Here is a 19,151-nt window from a genome sequence, read left to right as displayed (position 1 = left end):
TAAGCAAGATCAAAAGCCGTCAGTTTTTGAAAAACATGAAAACTGACGACTTTTTTGGAAGGTATGAATAATTCAGGCTTAAGACTGAGTTGGGGAGTGCCATTTTGGGTAAAATGCGTTAAGATAGCCTTACTACAACAATAAGGAGACTACTCGTTATGATTTCGTTGATCGTTTTGGGCATCATTGTCTTTTTCGGACTGCGCCTATTTTTCGGTCTGTTTGGGTGGCTGTTTCGATTAATTGGCCTCGTCATTATTGGCGGCCTCATCTTTGCTTTTGCGTCCTCGTTTATCGGCATCTTTGTGATTATTGCGCTGGTGCTGTTAGGGAGCTGGACCTTTGGCAATTTATTTAGTTAAACCAATTAAAGATAGTGTTAATTAAACGATTAAACGGTGACTTGCTAGTTGGCAAGTCACCGTTTTTAGTTAGGAACATCGAAAAACCGCACAATGATCAAGAATGATGGTCGTTGTGCGGTTGTCAGTTAACTATTCAAATGAGAGATCTAGCAGCCAGAGTTGTTGCTGCCTAATGTGACCAGTTGTGATCCAAACGTGTCGGTAATCGGGTTTGGATTGTTTGGTTAATTCGTAAAAGTGGTCGAGTAGGTCGCTATACTCACCAACGAAGGCGTCAGTCATTAAGTTGACACTGAGACGGTTACTTGGAAAATAGAGTTCCTGGTTAGCAACCGGAACGGTGTCGGGAATCCCAATCGTCACCGTATTGGCGTAGTCCCGGGGATTAAAAATTACCCGGTCAGGATGCCGATTTACGTAGGTCAGGACGTTATAGATCGAATCAGAATTACTTGCCACACCAATTGCCCCTTTTCTTTCAAATGCTACCCCATTGTAGCAAATAAAGTTAGGAGCGTCAGCAGAAGTGCGTTTGTGTAACCGCTTAACTCGAAAATTTAAACTAAATTATAAAAATGACACAATTTAATCGGTGTACCAGTTCAAGTGAGTGACAACGGTTTAAAATTAGCATTAATCGAATTAGAAATCCCTGTTAAAATATGGATTTAGCCACCGTGATTATGAAAATTTAAAATTAGTTACCAATGCGAGCTTGACAGGGCGGGTGTTTCAGACTACAATTTATTAGAAATCAATGAGGGGAACTCAACTGATTTTAAGTCTAAGAAGCAACTATAAGGAGTGGTTTTTTTGGCAAAAGCACCTAAAGCATCTGAAATTGATTGGAGTAATTTAGGCTTCAATTATATGGATTTACCATATCGTTTCTTGGCCCATTGGAAAGACGGCAAGTGGGACAACGGCGAATTAACAGAGGACGCAACTTTACATATCAGCGAAGGTTCTACCGGGTTACACTACGGCCAAGCGGACTTTGAAGGTCTCAAGGCTTACCGGACAAAGAACAACGACATTCAATTATTCCGTCCAGACCAAAACGCAGCGCGGATGCACAAATCTTGCGAACGTTTATTGATGCCTGCCTTCCCAGAAGACAAGTTTGTTGAAGCGGTTAAGTCAGTGGTTAAAGCTAACGCCGACTACGTGCCACCATATGGCACTGGTGGGACTTTATACTTACGCCCATTGATGATCGGTGTCGGTGGTAACATCGGGGTTCACCCAGCTCAAGAATACATCTTCACGATCTTTGCAATGCCCGTTGGTGCCTACTACAAGGGTGGCGTTACGCCAACCAACTTCACCACGTCATACTATGACCGAGCTGCCCCTCATGGGACTGGTCAAAGCAAGGTTGGTGGGAACTACGGTGGGAGCCTCTTACCAGGGGACGAAGCACACAAGGCCGGATACTCAGACGTTATCTACCTTGATCCAGCTACCCATACCAAGATTGAAGAAGCCGGTTCAGCTAACTTCTTTGGTGTAACGAAGGATAACGAATTCGTGACGCCAAAGTCAGATTCAATTTTGCCAAGTATCACTAAGAAATCATTACTGTACTTAGCAGAACATAACTTAGGGATGAAGGCCATCGAAGGTGACGTCTTCATCGACAAGTTGGATCGCTTTAGTGAAGCAGGTGCCATGGGTACTGCTGCCGTTATCGCACCAATTGGTGGGATCGAATACAAGGATGAATTACACGTCTTCTACAGCGAGACTGAAGTTGGTCCTGTTACGCAGAAGTTGTATGACACCTTAACTGGTATCCAATTTGGTGACGTTGAAGCGCCAGAAGGTTGGATCCAAAAAGTTGAATACTAAACACTAGAACAGTCATTGTTCTTGAAAGCCAGCTTGTCGGTTGATGAGCTGGTTTTTTGTATGCTGTCGGTTGTGTCCAGCGTAAGTGTTGGGTGCGATTTGGGTGTTGGCTGTTTGTCGTCGCTTCGCTCGCCAAAGCCGCATGAAAACCGGCGCTCTCAGGCCACAAAATTCGGCGCCACTTAAACTGTTATTTCCAGGGTTCCTGAAGTTATAGAAACTTGTCAACCACGCGCTTTCTGGCCACCACGCCGAATGGTGCTGCGCGAGACTGAGAGCTGCATGTAAGGCGAGTCCGGTAAACCCGCCAGACCCGGGCGCCTTCACCGGACTCGCCTTACACACTGCTCTCAACCCGTCTCGCTCCGCACACTTACGTAACCAATCATAAAGAAACCGAAAATTTCGTAGCACTAGTCGAAATTAGCAGTTACGATGTGGTAAGGTTAACAAAACAAGCAGAATGGGAGCGGTTCAATGAGTAAGACGTATCAACAGACGATTGCGGCAATCCATGAGTTAGTCGATGAGGGCACGGTGCCTGGCGCGAGTTACGCGTTTATCGATGGTCAGCAAGTGGTTGCTGGTCGGTATGGGGCCGAATCGTTGGTTCCTGGATATGAACCGTTGCGTGCAGGTCAACTTTACGATGTTGCCTCGTTAACAAAGGTTGTTGGCACGACGAATGTAATCTTGCAGTTAGTTGCAGCAGGCCAACTGGCGCTGACAGATTCCGTCAGCAAGTATCTCGCCCAGTGGCGGTATCCGCAGGTGACAGTTCGGCATCTATTGACGCATACGTCAGGCATCACCGGGTACATTCCGCACCGTGATAAACTTAGTGCAGCGGAATTACATGATGCACTGTTGACGTTGCACGTGGGTGAGAACTTCAACGTTAAAATGGTTTATTCGGATATTAACTTTATTTTCCTAGGTTGGATTGCAGAAGCTATCCTAGGAGCGCCAATTCAAACGTTGATTACGCAACATGTACTGACGCCGCTAGGAATGCAGGATAGTACCTTTACGCCGTTAGACGCCCAAAATTGCGTGCCTACGGAGGTGTCTGCAACTCGAGGTGTCATTCGTGGCGTTGCACATGATCCTAAAGCGTTTGTGCTCCAGCGCCACTGCGGATCAGCGGGGTTGTTTGCGACGAGTGAAGATTTAGTTCGGTTTGAACAAGCGATGCTGACTGGTGGTGAACGGGCACCAATGCCGGTGTCCTTTCTAAGTGAGTTGAGTCGAGATCAAACACCGTTGCGGCATCAATGGCGCTCGTTTGGTTGGGCGTTGTTGCCGACTAAAGTTCCGACAACCCATAACTGTATTTGGCACAGTGGTTACACTGGAACGGCGCTGGTTTTAGATTTAACCACGCACCAAGGGATGGTCTTTTTATCAAACCGCGTTCATCCTAAGGCGCCAAATATTCGTTTCTTGGAGCGGCGTAACGCGCTCATTAACACGTATTTGGCTGAAAAAGTCACGCAAGCCAATTAAAAAACGACGCTAGCACTGCGAGGATCGCAAGCTAGCGTCGTTTTTGTGTTCAATTAGAAAGTGGCTGCAATTGGTAAGGCTTCTTGTTGAGCCAAGTCAGCGTCTGGGTAACGACGCTTGAGGGCGGCAACGAGTAACCGTTTTGCCAAATTACCGTTCCGCGTCAAGATTGGGCCGTGGAAGTAGGAGCAAAAGGCGTTCTTGTAGATGGCACCTTCAGTTTGGTCATCACCGTTATTACCGTGGCCTTCGAGCACGTTGCCTAATGGTCGTTCGCCTTCACCGAGGAAGGTTCGCCCTTGATGGTTTTCAAAGCCGTGGTAGGTTTCGCCGGTTTCTTCGTTTTTGATGACGATATCGCCGATAAATCGGTTGTTATCCTGAGCCAGAGTGTAATGATCCATGGCGCCGATGCCAGGAATCTTATCACCCTTAGCATCGATGTAGTAGTGCCCCAGTAGTTGGTAGCCACCACAGATCGCTAACACCGGACCATCATCTTCGATAAAGTCGGTGAGGGCTTGCTTCTTACCTTGGATATCCTTTGAAACGATGACTTGTTCAAAGTCTTGACCACCACCAAAGAAAGCAAGGTCGGTTTGGTCAGCATCGAAGGGTTGATCGAGGCTGACGACTTGAACGTTCAAATGGACGTCCATTTGTTTTGCGTAATAGTTTAATGCGAGAATGTTTCCCACATCCCCATAAGTGTTCATCAGGTCGCCATAAAGGTGAGCCACATTTAGTTCATAGGTCATTCGCCCATTCCCTCCTTGATATAGCCCTGATCGGCTAATAATTTCCGTAATTGTAACACAGCTGTGTAAGTTGCCAAAACATAAACGTGCTCGGTTGGCAAAGTCTTAATCTTTTCGACAACATTACTGAGTTCGGGTACGATTTGGTGCTTATCTTCCGGCACCCCAGCAACCTTCAAACGGAAGGTGATATCTTTATAACGTTCGCCCCCGGTGATGAAAGCGGGGATGTTTAACTTCGGCAGTTTTTCAAAGTTACCATCCCAGATCCAACTGGTATCGATACCGTCCGCGTAATTAGCGTTCAATAAACCAACAAAGGAGAATGGTTCCTTATCGGTTGCAATCATATCCAGCACTTGGTTCAAGCCAACTGGGTTTTTCACTAAGATCAACGTGACCTTCTTACCATCCAGGTCAATCACTTCTTGGCGACCGAACACTTTTTTGTCTTCGCTAAATGCCGCTTCGATCTCCTCAGGTTCAACGCCGAAGAAGCGACCCACTGAGTAGGCAGCCAGTGCGTTGTAAATGTTATACAACCCACCAATTTCAATCTTCATCGGGTGCTGGTCAACGTTAAAGGCGGAACTGGTTGGTGTCATTTCGCCGAGCTCAGTAACCGCGTGTGTTAACACTGGTCGTTCAAAGCCGCAGTTTGGACAGAAGTATTTGCCTAAATTACTGTAAGTGATGTAACGATAGTGGAGAATATGTTGACAGTTAGGGCAGAGAACGCCATCCGTGTTCGGCTTGGCCTTGATGTCTTGCTCTGGTTGGTGCCGGAAGCCGTAATAGATGATGGGGTTGGGCAAGTTCTTGGAGTGGAAAATTGGGGCATCGCCGTTGGCAATGATCGTGGCTTCGGGCGCCAGCGCCACGCCATCGATGATTTTTTGGTAGGTCGTGTAGATTTCACCGTAACGATCCATTTGATCCCGGAAGATGTTGGTGAAAACGAAGGCCTTCGGTTTGATGTAGCGTGTTACCTTAATCACGTTGGCTTCATCGACTTCCAGAACGGCGATTGGACGCTTACCCTTGGCCTTTGGTGCTCGCAAGAAGGTCGTCACGATGCCTTGCTCCATGTTCGAGCCAGTTGGGTTGGTCAAAATATCGGGGTACTTTTGCTGTAAGACCCGCACCGTCAACGCAGTGGTCAGCGTCTTACCGTTGGTCCCGGTAATCACGACCACGTCGTAGTTTTGACCCAGGTGTTTTAAAATATCGGGATCGATTTTAGTGGTGATCTTGCCCGGAAGCGAACTCCCACCCTTTAAAAAAGTATGTAGGAACCAGTAAGATGACCGACCCGCGAAGGTGGCAAAATGACTACGTAATGTCATGGTGAATTCTCCTTATATCAGTTCGGCGCAACAAAGGGTGCCGGTTTTTATCGTTAATTAGTGAACAGTCTAATCTGCTCAATGCGTGGATTTGGGGTTGGTCATGACGGTGAAGGACCTTATAATAACCAACTTAAATTATCCCGTAACATCAAGCATATATTTTACCATGTTTTTGCGTTGTGGGTGAGATTGAAGCTAATTTTGCATTAAATTAAGGTTTATGGGTGTGAGCTGCTGTTGAAATTTATTAGCGAGATAGGGTTAATTTGGCGATGGTGGCAGCGATTTTCGGCGCAATTTTGGCTGATTTGTTCTGGGATTTCTGAACCGTTGGAATGCTGCCGATGGGGTGCTTTTAGGCGACCGCGCCGAAACGTGAGCCCCGAAACTGAGTGCTGCATGTAGGGCGCGTCAGATGAAACTGCCAGGCCCAGGCACTTTTGTTGGGCACGTGGTTAGCCACATTTAAAAATTTGGCAACAATTTTCGGCGCCATGTTTGCTGATTTGTTCTGGGTTTTTCGAACCATTAGGATGCTGCCGATGGGGTGCTTTTAGGCGACTGCGCCGAAACGTGGGCCCCGAAACTGGGAGCGGAGTGTAGGGCGTGTCAGATGAAAGTGCCCGGGCCTGGCACTTTCATCTGACACGCCCTACACTCCGCTCCCAAAACGTTTCGGGTCCCACTCTGTATTTTTCCCCCAATATCCGCTATAATAGATAAGAAATTTGTGAAGAGTGGAGACTGAGACCAGTGGCACAATTATTTTTTAAGTACGGTGCGATGAACAGTGGTAAGACCATCGAGATCTTGAAGGTTGCCCACAACTATGAAGAACAAAACAAGCCGGTCATCATCATGACCAGTGGCACGGATAATCGGGACGGTGTGGGGCTGGTTTCGAGTCGAATCGGCTTGAAGCGCGAAGCAATCCCGATTTTTGATGAGGATAACGTTTTTGATCGTGTGAAAGCTATTAATCCAAAGGCCAACTGCGTGTTGATCGATGAGGCTCAGTTCTTGACGAAGGAGCACGTTTTTCAACTTGCTCAAATCGTGGATGAGTTAAAGATCCCAGTAATGGCGTTTGGGCTTAAAAACGATTTTCGCAATGAGTTATTTGAGGGGTCAAAATACCTGTTGCTTTACGCGGATAAATTGGAAGAAATGAAGACGATCTGCTGGTTCTGCGCTAAAAAAGCCACGATGAACCTGCGTTTTCACGACAACCAACCCGTCTATGAGGGTGAACAAGTACAAATTGGTGGCAATGAAGCGTACTATCCGGTATGCCGGAAGCACTATTACCATCCACCATTGACCATGTTAGGAGAATAGGAGACAGATAATGGACGAAATGTTCGACAGATTACAAGCCGTTGTGGACCGCTACGACGAATTAAACGAATTGATCAGTGACCCAGAAGTGATTGCGGATACCCGCCGCTTCATGGAACTCTCAAAGGAAGAGGCGGATCTTCGCGATACGGTTGAGGCTTATCGCCAATACCAAAACGTTGTGAGCCAAATCAACGATGACAACGAGATGTTACGCGAAAAGCTTGACGATGAGATGACCGAAGTTGTCAAAGAAGAGCTGAAGGAATTAGAACCTCAAAAGACCGCATTGGAAGACAAAATTCGGTTATTGCTCTTACCAAAGGATCCTAACGATGACAAGAACATCGTGATGGAAATCCACGGCGCTGCCGGTGGGGACGAAGCTAGTCTGTTTGCTGCAGACTTATTTGACATGTACTCCCGCTACGCTGAAAAGCAGGGCTGGTCCGTTGAAGTGGTCGACCGCAACGAAACTGAAGTTGGTGGTTTCAAGGAAATCGTCATGTTGATCAGTGGAAACAAGGTTTATTCAAAGCTCAAGTATGAAAGTGGCGCTCACCGTGTACAACGGGTGCCAGTTACTGAATCAGCCGGCCGGTTGCACACGTCAACCGCCACTGTTGGGGTAATGCCTGAAGCTGAAGACGTTGATATTGACATTGATTCTAAGGATATCCGGACTGACGTTTACCGGTCATCTGGTGCCGGTGGCCAACATATCAACAAAACTAGTTCTGCTGTGCGGATGACCCACTTACCAACGGGAATCGTTGTTGCCATGCAAGACGAACGGTCACAACAACAAAACCGGGCGAAGGCTATGCAAATCTTGCGGTCACGGGTTTACAACTACTACCGTGAACAAGAAGAAAGTGCCTACGACGAACAACGAAAATCAGCCGTTGGGACCGGGGACCGTTCTGAACGGATCCGGACTTACAACTACCCTCAAAACCGGGTGACGGATCACCGAATCGGCTTAACGCTGAACAAGCTGGACAAAATCATGAACGGGGACCTAGATGATGTCATTGACGCATTGATCCTCTATGATCAAACCCAGAAGATGGAGCAGCTGAATAATGGCTAAGATGACCTACCTTGAAGCTCAGAGGTGGGCTTCTTTGTTTTTAAGTGACCAACAATTGGACGAATCAGCGGCAACGTATTTGTTACAGGAGCTTAGTGGGTTGGATCAAACCCACTTGCTGTTGCACTATCGAAAAGACGTACCGGAAGCCCTATTGGCCCGTTATCAGGCTGCAATTCGGCAGTATGCGACTGGCACACCACCACAGTACATTGTCGGGACAGCGCCGTTTTACGGTCGGTCGTTTAAAGTAGACGAAAACGTGTTGATTCCCCGGCAAGAGACGGAAGAACTCGTCGAATGGGCGTTATCAATCCTGCCTCAGACGCCACAACGCATCCTAGATGTTGGCACGGGCAGCGGGGCAATTGGGTTGAGCTTGAAAGCGGAACGGCCTGCTTGGCAAGTGACCCTTAGTGATTTGTCCGAGGGGGCATTGGGGGTGGCGCGTCAAAATGCCACAGCGTTAGGGCTAGACGTTACTTTCAAACAGGGTGACCTATTACAACCCGTTACCGGTCAGGCGTTTGACGCCATTATTAGCAACCCGCCCTACATTGACCCAGAGGAAGCATCGGTGATGGACGCGGACGTGTTAGCTAGCGAACCGCGCATGGCATTGTTTGCTGACCACCACGGATTGGCATTGTATGAACAACTAGCAGCTCAATTAGCAACCGGGGTCGCCACGACGCACCACTTATTCCTAGAGTACGGGTTCCAGCAGCGTGAAGCGCTGACGGCGCTATTTGAACAACGATTTCCAACCGCTACCGTCACGGCTCGCCAAGATATTGCGGGGCATGACCGGATGCTACACGTGGCGATGTGAGATCAAACTAATAAACGAGGAGAAGACAACTATGGAAACAACGATTTATCACGCTGATCATGCCGATCAGATCAAAGCGGCAGCGGCGTTATTGAACCAAGGCGAACTCGTAGCCTTTCCTACTGAAACAGTTTACGGATTGGGTGCGGATGCAACCAATGAAACGGCAGTGGGTAAGGTATACCAAGCAAAGGGTCGGCCTAGTGATAACCCATTGATCGTGACCGTGTCATCAGTTGAAATGGTTGAGCGGTTTGCGCAACCACTAACGGAACAGGTCAAGCAGTTGATTGCGAAGTTCTGGCCAGGGTCGTTGACAATCGTGTTACCGCTACAACCCAACGCACTCGCTAAGGTTGTAACTGGTGGGTTATCAACTGCCGCATTTCGGATGCCAGCTAGTCAGGCAACGTTATCATTGATTGAAACGGCAGGGGTGCCAATTGTTGGGCCATCTGCTAACACGTCTGGCAAGCCAAGCCCAACCTTAGCCGAACACGTTTATCACGACTTAAAGGGTAAAATTGCGGGTATTTTGGATGATGGCCCAACGACGGTCGGTGTCGAGTCAACGATCATCGACATGTCAGTTGAGGTGCCAACTATTTTACGGCCAGGGGCGGTAACCGTAGCGGAGTTGGAAGCCGTTATTGGTGACGTGAAGGCTGATCACCACCACGTTGGTAAGAATGAAATTCCAAAGGCGCCGGGGATGAAATACAAGCATTACGCGCCAAGTGCGCAGGTTGAAATCGTGGATTCCGTGGATGACTTTAAGGCAGCAATGACGTGGGCCGGTCAACAAACCGGGACTGTCGGCTTAATGGCCACTGACGGTCAATTGGCCCAGTTAACCATTCCGGCGAACGTTGAAGTCTATTCATTAGGTGCAGACGTTGCCTCGGCCACTCACCGGTTATTTGCGGGATTACGCCATTTTGATACTGAATCAGAAGTCGCCCATATTTTAACGGCTGGGTTCGCTAATGAGGGGCTTGGTGCCGCTTACATGAACCGGTTAGATAAATCAGCCGGTGGGATGCATTTTACGAACGAACAATAGGCTTGTTTTGCCCTTTGTTTGGTTTTTACGGTCTAGACCCTTTGCTTTTAGCCCTAAGTTTGATAAACTTAACGTATCAAATGCCAAGGAGCTGATTGTGTGAGTTATCAAGAACAAGATCCGAAGTTATGGCAGGCCATTAGTCAAGAACAGGACCGCCAACAGCATAATATTGAGTTAATTGCTTCTGAAAATATCGTGTCGCCCGCAGTTCGGGCTGCTCAAGGTTCCGTTTTGACCAACAAGTACTCTGAAGGGTATCCTTCAAAGCGTTACTATGGTGGTAACGAGTACATCGACGTTGTCGAAAACTTGGCGATCGAACGGGCTAAGACGTTGTTCCACGCCGAATATGCCAACGTGCAACCACACTCCGGCTCCCAAGCAAACCAGGCCGTGTATGCGGCTTTCTTGAAGCCTGGGGATACAATTCTGGGAATGGGCTTGGATTCTGGTGGCCACTTGAGTCACGGTGCCAAGGTCAACTTTAGTGGTAAGCTTTACGAGGCATACAGCTACGGCTTAAACCCAGAAACTGAATTACTCGACTTTGATATGATCCGCGAGCTTGCTAAAGAGGTGAAGCCTCAAATGATCGTTGCTGGGGCCTCAGCCTACAGCCGGATCATCGACTGGCAAGCTTTCCGCGACATTGCGGATGAAGTCGGCGCCTACTTGATGGTCGATATGGCGCACATCGCTGGCTTAGTGGCTGCTGGGGTTCATCCTAACCCAGTTGGCATCGCTGATGTGGTCACCACAACGACTCACAAGACGTTGCGTGGTCCTCGTGGTGGGTTGATCCTGTCACAAGAAAAGTACGCAAAACAGATCAATTCTGCCGTCTTCCCTGGCACTCAGGGTGGTCCATTAGAGCACGTTGTTGCCGGGAAGGCCATCGCATTACTTGAAGATGCCCAACCTGACTTTAAGGATTACGCAGAACAAATCGTTAAGAACGCGCAAGCCATGGCAGCCGTCTTCAATGCGTCAGAACATATCCGGGTTGTTTCAGGTGGCACTGATAACCACTTGATGACCCTTGATCTGACCAAGACAGCGTTGAACGGTAAGCAGACGCAAGAACTGCTGGATTCGGTTATGATCACCACTAACAAGGAATCCATTCCAAACGAACCGTTGAGTCCATTTAAGACGTCTGGGATTCGGCTGGGTACCCCAGCCATTACAACTCGTGGCTTCAAGGAAGCAGATGCAAAGCGCGTTGCTGAACTGATCGTAACCGCAGTTGAACATCCAGAAGATGACCAAGTCTTGGATCAAGTTCGGGCCGATGTTCGTGCGTTGACGGATGCTCATCCAATCGATGCGTACGTGGCACCAATTGAATTTGGTAAATAGTGAACAATAAGTCACCATATTATGGTAGATTTCTGATGTGAATGTGAGCTAATATTCGATTAGCAATCGACCTGAATGGTGATGAACCGTGAATTCTTGAAGGAGAATTCACGGTTTTTTAGTCGTATCAGAAATCATCAGTTTTCGACGTTGGTTGATTGTCAATTTTTAAATGATCGTCATACGTTGAATCCGGAGTTTTTATTTACGCTTGTGTCCAGCGACAGTGTGCGGAGCGAGACGGGTTGAGAGCGTAATGTAAGGGCACTTCGGTGAAAGCGCCCGGGCCTGGCGGTTTTATCGAAGTGCCCTTACATGCAGCTCTCAGTCTCGCGCAGCACCATTCGGCGTGGTGGCCAGAAAGCACGTGGTTGACAAGTTCCTGCAATGTCAGGAACCCTAGAAATGACAGTTTAAGTGGCGCCGAATTTTGTAGCCTGAGAGCGCTGATTTTTATGCGGTTTTGGCGAGCGAAGCGACGACAAACAGCCGACACTCAAACCACACCCAACACTTACGCTGGACACAAACGATAGTTAATTCTTACAGGAACCCATAGAAGGGCGCAATTGAAATATGAGAGTGAAACTGTGTCGAAAAGGAACACGCATCCCTTGAATCAGTGACAAAAAATCGAGAAAACGGATTCAGCAACTAACCGCGTGGTTCTGCTCGCTAGGCCTGTACGCCACCGAACTGAAATGGTACAATTGTAAGAAATACAAAAGGAGTGTCAATTCATGGGCAAGTTTCAAGTTATGGATCATCCACTGATTCAACACAAACTGACAATTATTCGAAACAAAAACTGCGGGACAAAGGTCTTTCGGGAAGTCGTTGACGAAATCACGATGTTGATGGCGTACGACGTGGCACGTGATATGCCATTGAAAGACGTTGAAATCGAAACCCCAATTGCCAAGACAACTGTTAAAACCCTTGCCGGGAAGAAAGTGGCGATCGTGCCAATCTTACGGGCCGGCATTGGGATGGTTGACGGCATTATGAAGTTGATTCCGGCAGCCAAAATTGGTCACATCGGGATGTACCGTGATGAAGAAACTTTGGAACCACACGAATACTTTGTTAAGTTACCAGCGGATATTGATCAACGGCAGATTTTTGTGGTTGATCCCATGTTAGCGACAGGTGGATCGGCTATCATGGCCATTGACGCGCTAAAGAAGCGTGGCGCCACGAACATCAAGTTTGTTTGCCTTGTTTCGGCACCAGAAGGGGTTAAAGCTTTGCGTGAAGCTCACCCAGATATCGACATCTACACGGCAGCGTTAGATGATCATTTGAATGAAAATGGCTACATTGTACCTGGACTCGGGGATGCCGGCGACCGGTTATTCGGGACTAAGTAAGTTGCCACAACAAAAAACAATTAATGTAATTGTCCCGTAAATCGTGGACAAATCTGCATTAATTGTTTTTTTGCTAACGATTTTTACAAGTTAGCTTTGTATTTTGTGAGAAAGGGTGGTATTATTTTTGTTGTATTTGTAATGAAGTAGTAATGTTCATTTCAGTACCGCATTATGAATTGGTAGATCTAGTTTGATTAAAAAATCGGCTGGCACTTTCTGAATTCTTGCGTTAATTTGGTTTGAAAAGAGGTGATACTCTGTGGGAGATCCATCTTCAGTTCCTACCTTTCAATTTGGAGGGCTTACGTTTAACGCCGCTAACATTATTTCGGGGTTAATTGCGTTTGTGCTCGTTTTTTTACTTGTATTCGCATTGTCGCGGCACATCACGATGAAACCTGGACGGGGTCAAAACATCCTAGAATGGTTAATTGAGTTTACAAACGGCATTTTGAAGGGGTCAATTCCTGGAAATGAAGCGGGCGCGTTTGGGCTATATGGATTCACCTTGTTTTTGTTCCTGTTCGTTTCCAACGAACTTGGATTACTTGTTCAAGTTGCTGTTGGCGGAAAGGACTACGTAAGAAGTCCAACTTCTGACCCAATGGTTACAATGGCGTTTTCACTCGCGACGTTAATGATCGCGCAATACGCTGGTGTAAGCAAACTGGGTTGGAAGAAACATTTCTCAGGATACTTAAAGCCATTCGTTTTCTGGCTACCAATTAGTATTTTTGAGGAATTTACGAACTTCCTAACGTTAGGACTTCGTATCTTCGGTGTGATTTTCTCAGGCGAAATGTTGCTGAAGATCATCGGAGAGATGGCCTTTTCGCACGGGATTGTAACGTTGATCGTTGCAGCTCCGATCGCAATGGTTTGGCAAGCATTCTCAGCGTTCCTTGGAGCCATTCAAGCGTTCGTGTTCGTAACACTGTCGTCAGTCTACATTTCGAAGAAACTCGACGTGGAAGAATAACGACAACCGTTAGTTAAGATTTTTACTCTTATTTTTCATCTTTAAGGAGGATATACAGATTATGGGAGCTATTGCAGCAGGTATTGCCATGGCCGGTGCGGCTATTGGTGGTGGTGTCGGTGACGGTATCGTTATCTCTAGTATGTTACAAGGTATGGCACGTCAACCAGAATTATCTGGTCAATTACGGACCAACATGTTCATTGGTGTTGGGTTAGTTGAAGCCATGCCTATCATTGCCTTCGTTGTCGCTTTGCTTGTTATGAACAAGTAATTACGTCAACTCGTTAAAACAATTTTAACTAGAAGGAGGTGTCAATAGATGTTTTCACATTTAGCCGTAGCTACTGGTTTAGCAGTTGGTGATTTGCTGTTCTACGCGATTTGTTTCATTATTTTGATGTGGTTGATCAAGCTCGTTGCTTGGAAGCCAGTTAACGAAATGATGCAAAAACGGGCGGATAAGATTTCTGATGATATCGATTCTGCCGAAAAGTCTCGTGAAGAAGCGGCCCAACTGGCTACGCAACGTCAAGAAGCCTTGGCCAACTCTCGTCAAGAAGCATCGTCAATTGTTGATTCTGCTAAGAAGCAAGGTCAACAACAACGCGATGGTATCCTGGCACAAGCCCAAACCGATGCACAATCGTTGAAGGAAAATGCCCAAAAGGATATTGAACAAGAGCGTCAAGACGCATTGTCAAGTGTGCGAAATGATGTGGCTGATTTATCTATTGAGATTGCTTCCAAGATCATTCAAAAAGAATTAAGCGCTGATGATCAAAAGGCATTGATTGATTCTTATATCGAAGGGTTGGGGAAGTAACATGAGTCTTGATAAGGTAACGGTAGCCAAGCGCTACTCCAAAGCACTGTTCGAGTTGCTCAACGCCAACGACCAATTGGACGCTGGTTACGAGGAACTTAAGCAGCTTCGTAAAGTCTTCCAAGACAACCCACAATTGGGCACTGCATTAACAGACAAAAGTTTAGCACCTGCTAAGCGGGAAGCCTTAGTCAAACCGTTGCTAGATAACTCGACATCATACATTCACAATTTGATTCAAATGACTTACGATTACGACCGGATGGACGACATGATCGGTATTATCGACCAGTTCCAAAAGTTGTATGACGAGCAAAACCAAACGGTGTACGCTGATGTCACAACGGCGGTGGCCCTTGATGACGCCCAGCTTGATAAAATCAAAGCTGGTTACGCCAAACGGGTCGGTGCTAAGCAAGTCGTTTTAACTAACAAGGTTGACGCAGCCATTATTGGTGGCGTGATCATCAAGTCGGCCGGGACCATCTTTGATGGCTCGATCCAGACGAAGATCAATCGCGTCCGTCAAGCATTGTTAGCATAACGAGATCTTTATAAAGGGGTGAAACCTATATGAGCATTAAAGCTGAGGAAATCAGTGCTCTAATCAAACAACAATTAGAAAACTACCAAGACGAGATCTCTGTTGAAGAAACCGGTACCGTAACCTACGTTGGTGACGGGATCGCCAGAGCTCATGGTCTTGAAAACGCGTTGTCTGGTGAGTTGCTCGAGTTCGATAACGGGGTTTATGGCATGGTCCAAAACCTCGAAAGTAACGACGTTGGTATCGTTGTTTTAGGTGATTTTACTAAGATCACTGAAGGCGATACGGTTAAGCGGACTGGGCGGATCATGGAAGTTCCTGTTGGGGACGCCTTGATCGGTCGGGTTGTTAACTCACTGGGTCAACCAGTCGACGGTAAGGGTGAAATCAAAACTGATAAAACCCGTCCTATCGAACGAAAAGCGCCAGGCGTTATGGAACGGAAGTCGGTTTTCGAACCACTTCAAACTGGGATGAAAGCCATTGACTCCCTTGTTCCAATTGGTCGTGGTCAACGTGAATTGATCATTGGGGACCGTAAAACTGGTAAGACAACTGTCGCCATTGATACGATCATCAACCAAAAAGGCCAAGATATGATTTGTGTGTACGTTGCGATTGGCCAAAAGGAATCAACGGTTCGTGGTTCAGTGGAAACCTTACGTAAGTACGGTGCCATGGATTACACCATCGTTGTTACTGCCGGCCCTTCGGAACCAGCACCATTGCTTTACATCGCACCATATGCTGGTGCCGCAATGGGTGAAGAATTTATGTTCAATGGCAAGCACGTCTTGATTGTTTATGATGATTTATCAAAACAAGCGGATGCTTACCGTGAACTGTCACTGATCCTTCGTCGGCCTCCAGGTCGTGAAGCTTACCCTGGTGATATTTTCTACACTCACTCACGTTTATTGGAACGGGCTGCTAAGTTGAGTGACGACTTAGGTGGCGGTTCAATGACTGCTTTGCCAATCATTGAAACCAAGGCCGGTGACGTTTCTGCTTACATCCCAACCAACGTGATCTCCATCACCGATGGTCAAATCTTCTTGGATAGCGATTCATTCTATTCAGGTGTTCGGCCAGCCATTGATGCCGGGACTTCTGTTTCCCGGGTTGGTGGTGACGCTCAAGTTAAGGCGATGAAGAAGGTTGCCGGGACGCTTCGTTTGGATTTAGCTTCTTACCATGAATTGGAATCATTTGCACAATTTGGTTCTGATTTGGATGAAGCTACCCAAGCTAAGTTGAACCGTGGTGCTCGGACGGTTGAAGTCTTGAAGCAAGGTTTGCATTCACCACTCGCCGTTGAGAAACAAGTTTTGATCTTGTACGCCCTGACTCATGGTTACCTGGACAAGGTTGAGTTGGACGATATTGCTAAATTTGAAAGCGGCTTATTCGACTTCTTCGATGCCTCACATACTGAGTTATTAGAAGAAATTGCCAAGACTGGTCAATTACCAGACACTGACAAGATGGATGCTGCCGTTACCGAATTTGCAAGCACATTCCAACCTGCCGAAGCTGCAGCGGACAAATAAACTTGAGGAAGGATGGTGAGAGCTGATGGCTGAATCAATTAGCGATGTCCAACATCGGATTGCTTCAACAAAGAACACCCGTCAGATCACACAGGCCATGCAAATGGTTCAAACGTCAAAGTTGAACCAGATCCAAAAGGCTGCCGTAGGCTATCAAGACTACGCGGCTAAGGTCAAATCGGTCGTGATGCATTTGGCGAAATCTCATCTGTTAGATGATTCCTCAAGTGAGTCGCAGTCAACGCAGTCGAAAAAGGCGGCTTACTTGGTCATTACTTCTGACCGAGGCATGGTTGGCAGTTATAACAGTAACGTTTTACGTGAGACCAACGAATTCATCGCTTCCCACAGTGGCGACGATGACTACTTGATCTTAGCAGTTGGCGGAACTGGTGCAGACTTCTATAAGAAGCGTGGCGCAAACATTGCCTACGAATATCGTGGTGTCAGTGATGTGCCAACTTTTAACGAAGTTCGCGAAATTGTCAAAACCGTCACATCAATGTATGATGACGGCGTCTTTTCTGAGCTTTACGTCTGCTACAACCACTTCGTTAACCGAATTTCATCCAGTTTCCGTGGTGAAAAGATGTTGCCAGTGGATAGCGAAACGTTAAGCGGTGACGCTGCTGAAGAAACTCAAGCACCAGCGTTGACCGCAGCTTATGACATGGAACCTTCTGAAGGTGAAGTGCTCAAGGTGGTCTTGCCACAGTATTCAGAAAGTCTCGTTTTCGGGGCAATCTTGGATGCTAAGACTGCTGAACATGCTTCAAGTTCAAACGCAATGAAGTCAGCGTCAGATAATGCCGACGACTTAATTGCTAACCTTGAACTACGGTATAACCGTGCCCGTCAAGCAGCAATTACGACTGAAATTACCGAAATTACTGGTGGGCAAGAAGCTTTAAATAATTAATGACGGGAGGAAATAACGAATAATGAGTTCTGGTAAAGTTGTTCAAGTTATCGGACCAGTTGTCGACGTTGCTTTCCCGTTGGATGAAAAACTCCCAGATATCAACACCGCCTTACACATCAAACAAGATGATGGCAGTTTCCTTGTGACCGAAGTTACCCTTGAATTAGGGGACGGCGTCATGAGAACCATTGCCATGGACGGTACTGATGGTCTTCGCCGGGGTATGGAAGTTGAAAACACTGAGTCTTCAATTTCTGTTCCTGTTGGTGATGACACACTTGGTCGGGTGTTTAACGTCCTCGGGGATCCAATCGACGGCGGTGCTGATTTCGGCCCAGATGCTGAAAGAATGCCAATTCACCGTGATGCACCAAAATACGATGAATTGAACCCAACTTCAGAAATTCTGGAAACCGGGATTAAAGTTATCGACTTGTTAGCGCCATATGTTCGTGGTGGTAAAATTGGGTTGTTCGGTGGTGCCGGTGTTGGTAAAACCGTTTTAATTCAAGAACTTATCCACAACATTGCGCAAGGTCACAATGGGATCTCTGTCTTTACGGGTGTCGGTGAACGGACTCGTGAAGGTAACGATATGTACTACGAAATGAAAGGCTCGGGTGTTCTCGAGAAGACGGCCATGGTGTATGGTCAAATGAACGAGCCACCTGGAGCCCGGATGCGGGTTGCTTTGACTGGTTTGACGATTGCGGAATACTTCCGTGACGTTAAGGGCCAAGACGTGCTGTTATTCATCGATAACATTTTCCGGTTTACTCAAGCCGGGATGGAAGTTTCAGCCTTACTTGGTCGGATTCCTTCAGCCGTTGGTTACCAACCAACCTTGGCTACTGAAATGGGTCAGTTGCAAGAACGGATCACGTCAACGAAGAAGGGGTCAATCACCTCTATTCAAGCCGTTTACGTTCCTGCCGATGATTACACCGACCCTGCTCCAGCAACCACTTTCGCGCACTTGGACGCTACCACTAACCTGGAACGTGCCTTGACGCAACAAGGGATCTACCCAGCCGTTGACCCGTTGGCATCTACTTCAACTGCCCTTGACCCACAAGTCGTTGGTCAAGAACACTACGAAGTTGCCACTGAAGTTCAACACGTTTTGCAACGTTACCGTGAACTTCAAGACATCATCTCAATTCTTGGGATGGATGAATTGTCTGACGAAGAAAAGACCATTGTTGGCCGTGCTCGTCGGATCCAATTCTTCTTGTCACAAAGTTTCTCCGTTGCCGAACAATTTACTGGGTTACCAGGGAAGTACGTCCCAGTCCAAGAAACTGTTAAAGGCTTCAAGGAAATCTTGGAAGGTAAGTATGATGATCTTCCAGAAGACGCTTTCCGTAACTGTGGCCCAATCGAAGACGTTGTCGAAAACGCCAAGAAGATGCAGGCTAACCTGAGCAAATAAGGAGG

Annotated in this window: 19 protein-coding genes; 16 read left to right on the top strand and 3 right to left on the bottom strand. The window is 47.1% G+C overall.

Features of this window, described 5'->3' with window-relative positions:
- Positions 1-158 precede the first annotated feature (158 nt).
- The gene (locus tag ACYVR3_RS10860) at positions 159-362 is read left to right on the top strand and encodes a hypothetical protein (RefSeq protein ID WP_054734251.1); all 204 of its coding nucleotides are present in this window, start codon (positions 159-161) and stop codon (positions 360-362) included.
- A gap of 132 nt (positions 363-494) precedes the next feature.
- Here ACYVR3_RS10860 and ACYVR3_RS10855 read toward each other — a convergent pair whose 3' ends face one another.
- Positions 495-824 carry a hypothetical protein gene (locus ACYVR3_RS10855; RefSeq protein WP_054734248.1) on the bottom strand — a complete coding sequence of 110 codons (330 nt, stop codon included), beginning with the start codon at positions 822-824 and terminating at the stop codon, positions 495-497.
- A gap of 354 nt (positions 825-1,178) precedes the next feature.
- Here ACYVR3_RS10855 and ACYVR3_RS10850 point away from each other — a divergent pair, with 354 nt between their 5' ends.
- The gene (locus ACYVR3_RS10850; protein ID WP_461244258.1) at positions 1,179-2,216 is read left to right on the top strand and encodes a branched-chain amino acid aminotransferase; all 1,038 of its coding nucleotides are present in this window, start codon (positions 1,179-1,181) and stop codon (positions 2,214-2,216) included.
- 477 nt (positions 2,217-2,693) lie between these two features.
- Positions 2,694-3,722 carry a serine hydrolase domain-containing protein gene (locus ACYVR3_RS10845; RefSeq protein WP_461244257.1) on the top strand — a complete coding sequence of 343 codons (1,029 nt, stop codon included), beginning with the start codon at positions 2,694-2,696 and terminating at the stop codon, positions 3,720-3,722.
- A 53-nt stretch (positions 3,723-3,775) separates the two neighbouring features.
- On the opposite strand, the gene ACYVR3_RS10840 is transcribed toward ACYVR3_RS10845, so the two are convergent.
- Together ACYVR3_RS10840 and ACYVR3_RS10835 are read right to left on the bottom strand one after the other, a co-directional pair.
- Positions 3,776-4,480 carry a type 1 glutamine amidotransferase gene (locus ACYVR3_RS10840; protein ID WP_054737398.1) on the bottom strand — a complete coding sequence of 235 codons (705 nt, stop codon included), beginning with the start codon at positions 4,478-4,480 and terminating at the stop codon, positions 3,776-3,778.
- Entirely contained in the window at positions 4,477-5,826 is a 1,350-nt protein-coding gene (locus ACYVR3_RS10835) for a Mur ligase family protein (RefSeq protein WP_054737399.1), read from the bottom strand. The genes ACYVR3_RS10840 and ACYVR3_RS10835 overlap by 4 nt, the downstream gene beginning before the upstream one ends.
- 756 nt (positions 5,827-6,582) lie before the next feature.
- On the opposite strand from ACYVR3_RS10835, the gene ACYVR3_RS10830 reads away from it, so the two are divergent.
- The 13 genes from ACYVR3_RS10830 to atpD all read left to right on the top strand — a co-directional run bounded on the left by ACYVR3_RS10830 (position 6,583) and on the right by atpD (position 19,146).
- Positions 6,583-7,167, top strand: coding sequence for a thymidine kinase (locus ACYVR3_RS10830; protein WP_054737400.1), 585 nt, complete (start codon positions 6,583-6,585; stop codon positions 7,165-7,167).
- Between the two features lie 10 nt (positions 7,168-7,177).
- Positions 7,178-8,260 carry a peptide chain release factor 1 gene (gene prfA / locus ACYVR3_RS10825; protein WP_461244256.1) on the top strand — a complete coding sequence of 361 codons (1,083 nt, stop codon included), beginning with the start codon at positions 7,178-7,180 and terminating at the stop codon, positions 8,258-8,260.
- Positions 8,253-9,092 (top strand): peptide chain release factor N(5)-glutamine methyltransferase, encoded by an 840-nt coding sequence (gene prmC / locus ACYVR3_RS10820; protein ID WP_461244255.1) that lies wholly within the window; start codon positions 8,253-8,255, stop codon positions 9,090-9,092. The genes prfA and prmC overlap by 8 nt, the downstream gene beginning before the upstream one ends.
- Before the next feature lie 31 nt (positions 9,093-9,123).
- Positions 9,124-10,155: an L-threonylcarbamoyladenylate synthase gene (locus ACYVR3_RS10815; RefSeq protein ID WP_461244254.1), complete on the top strand. Its 1,032-nt coding sequence runs from the start codon at positions 9,124-9,126 to the stop codon at positions 10,153-10,155.
- Positions 10,156-10,254: 99 nt separating this feature from the next.
- Entirely contained in the window at positions 10,255-11,517 is a 1,263-nt protein-coding gene (gene glyA / locus ACYVR3_RS10810) for a serine hydroxymethyltransferase (RefSeq protein WP_461244253.1), read from the top strand.
- 740 nt (positions 11,518-12,257) lie between these two features.
- Complete coding sequence (upp, locus tag ACYVR3_RS10805; protein ID WP_054736109.1) at positions 12,258-12,887, top strand: uracil phosphoribosyltransferase; 630 nt, start codon at positions 12,258-12,260, stop codon at positions 12,885-12,887.
- A gap of 262 nt (positions 12,888-13,149) precedes the next feature.
- The gene (gene atpB, locus ACYVR3_RS10800) at positions 13,150-13,869 is read left to right on the top strand and encodes a F0F1 ATP synthase subunit A (protein ID WP_054736110.1); all 720 of its coding nucleotides are present in this window, start codon (positions 13,150-13,152) and stop codon (positions 13,867-13,869) included.
- A 61-nt stretch (positions 13,870-13,930) separates the two neighbouring features.
- Positions 13,931-14,143, top strand: coding sequence for a F0F1 ATP synthase subunit C (gene atpE, locus ACYVR3_RS10795; RefSeq protein WP_054736111.1), 213 nt, complete (start codon positions 13,931-13,933; stop codon positions 14,141-14,143).
- Between the two features lie 48 nt (positions 14,144-14,191).
- Positions 14,192-14,695: a F0F1 ATP synthase subunit B gene (gene atpF / locus ACYVR3_RS10790; RefSeq protein WP_054736113.1), complete on the top strand. Its 504-nt coding sequence runs from the start codon at positions 14,192-14,194 to the stop codon at positions 14,693-14,695.
- Position 14,696: 1 nt separating this feature from the next.
- On the top strand, positions 14,697-15,239 hold the full coding sequence (atpH, locus tag ACYVR3_RS10785; RefSeq protein WP_461244252.1) for an ATP synthase F1 subunit delta: 543 nt from the start codon (positions 14,697-14,699) through the stop codon (positions 15,237-15,239).
- Between the two features lie 29 nt (positions 15,240-15,268).
- Entirely contained in the window at positions 15,269-16,792 is a 1,524-nt protein-coding gene (gene atpA / locus ACYVR3_RS10780) for a F0F1 ATP synthase subunit alpha (protein ID WP_461244251.1), read from the top strand.
- A 25-nt stretch (positions 16,793-16,817) separates the two neighbouring features.
- Positions 16,818-17,711: a F0F1 ATP synthase subunit gamma gene (locus ACYVR3_RS10775; protein WP_054736116.1), complete on the top strand. Its 894-nt coding sequence runs from the start codon at positions 16,818-16,820 to the stop codon at positions 17,709-17,711.
- Positions 17,712-17,733: 22 nt separating this feature from the next.
- Positions 17,734-19,146, top strand: coding sequence for a F0F1 ATP synthase subunit beta (gene atpD / locus ACYVR3_RS10770; protein WP_057152315.1), 1,413 nt, complete (start codon positions 17,734-17,736; stop codon positions 19,144-19,146).
- Positions 19,147-19,151 lie beyond the last annotated feature (5 nt).

The sequence above is a fragment of the Secundilactobacillus muriivasis genome (assembly GCF_054785195.1).
The sequence above is the reverse complement of the archived record's forward strand: the minus strand, read 5'-3'. Positions and strand labels throughout refer to the sequence as shown.

Coding starts and splice junctions, on each gene's coding strand:
- upp (WP_054736109.1), top strand. CDS start 12,258: ATGGGCAAGTTTCAAGTTATGGATCATCCACTGATTCAACACAAACTG.
- ACYVR3_RS10775 (WP_054736116.1), top strand. CDS start 16,818: ATGGCTGAATCAATTAGCGATGTCCAACATCGGATTGCTTCAACAAAG.
- atpF (WP_054736113.1), top strand. CDS start 14,192: ATGTTTTCACATTTAGCCGTAGCTACTGGTTTAGCAGTTGGTGATTTG.
- ACYVR3_RS10840 (WP_054737398.1), bottom strand. CDS start 4,480: ATGACCTATGAACTAAATGTGGCTCACCTTTATGGCGACCTGATGAAC.
- ACYVR3_RS10835 (WP_054737399.1), bottom strand. CDS start 5,826: ATGACATTACGTAGTCATTTTGCCACCTTCGCGGGTCGGTCATCTTAC.
- atpD (WP_057152315.1), top strand. CDS start 17,734: ATGAGTTCTGGTAAAGTTGTTCAAGTTATCGGACCAGTTGTCGACGTT.
- ACYVR3_RS10845 (WP_461244257.1), top strand. CDS start 2,694: ATGAGTAAGACGTATCAACAGACGATTGCGGCAATCCATGAGTTAGTC.
- atpA (WP_461244251.1), top strand. CDS start 15,269: ATGAGCATTAAAGCTGAGGAAATCAGTGCTCTAATCAAACAACAATTA.
- prmC (WP_461244255.1), top strand. CDS start 8,253: ATGGCTAAGATGACCTACCTTGAAGCTCAGAGGTGGGCTTCTTTGTTT.
- ACYVR3_RS10815 (WP_461244254.1), top strand. CDS start 9,124: ATGGAAACAACGATTTATCACGCTGATCATGCCGATCAGATCAAAGCG.
- ACYVR3_RS10860 (WP_054734251.1), top strand. CDS start 159: ATGATTTCGTTGATCGTTTTGGGCATCATTGTCTTTTTCGGACTGCGC.
- prfA (WP_461244256.1), top strand. CDS start 7,178: ATGGACGAAATGTTCGACAGATTACAAGCCGTTGTGGACCGCTACGAC.
- atpH (WP_461244252.1), top strand. CDS start 14,697: ATGAGTCTTGATAAGGTAACGGTAGCCAAGCGCTACTCCAAAGCACTG.
- atpE (WP_054736111.1), top strand. CDS start 13,931: ATGGGAGCTATTGCAGCAGGTATTGCCATGGCCGGTGCGGCTATTGGT.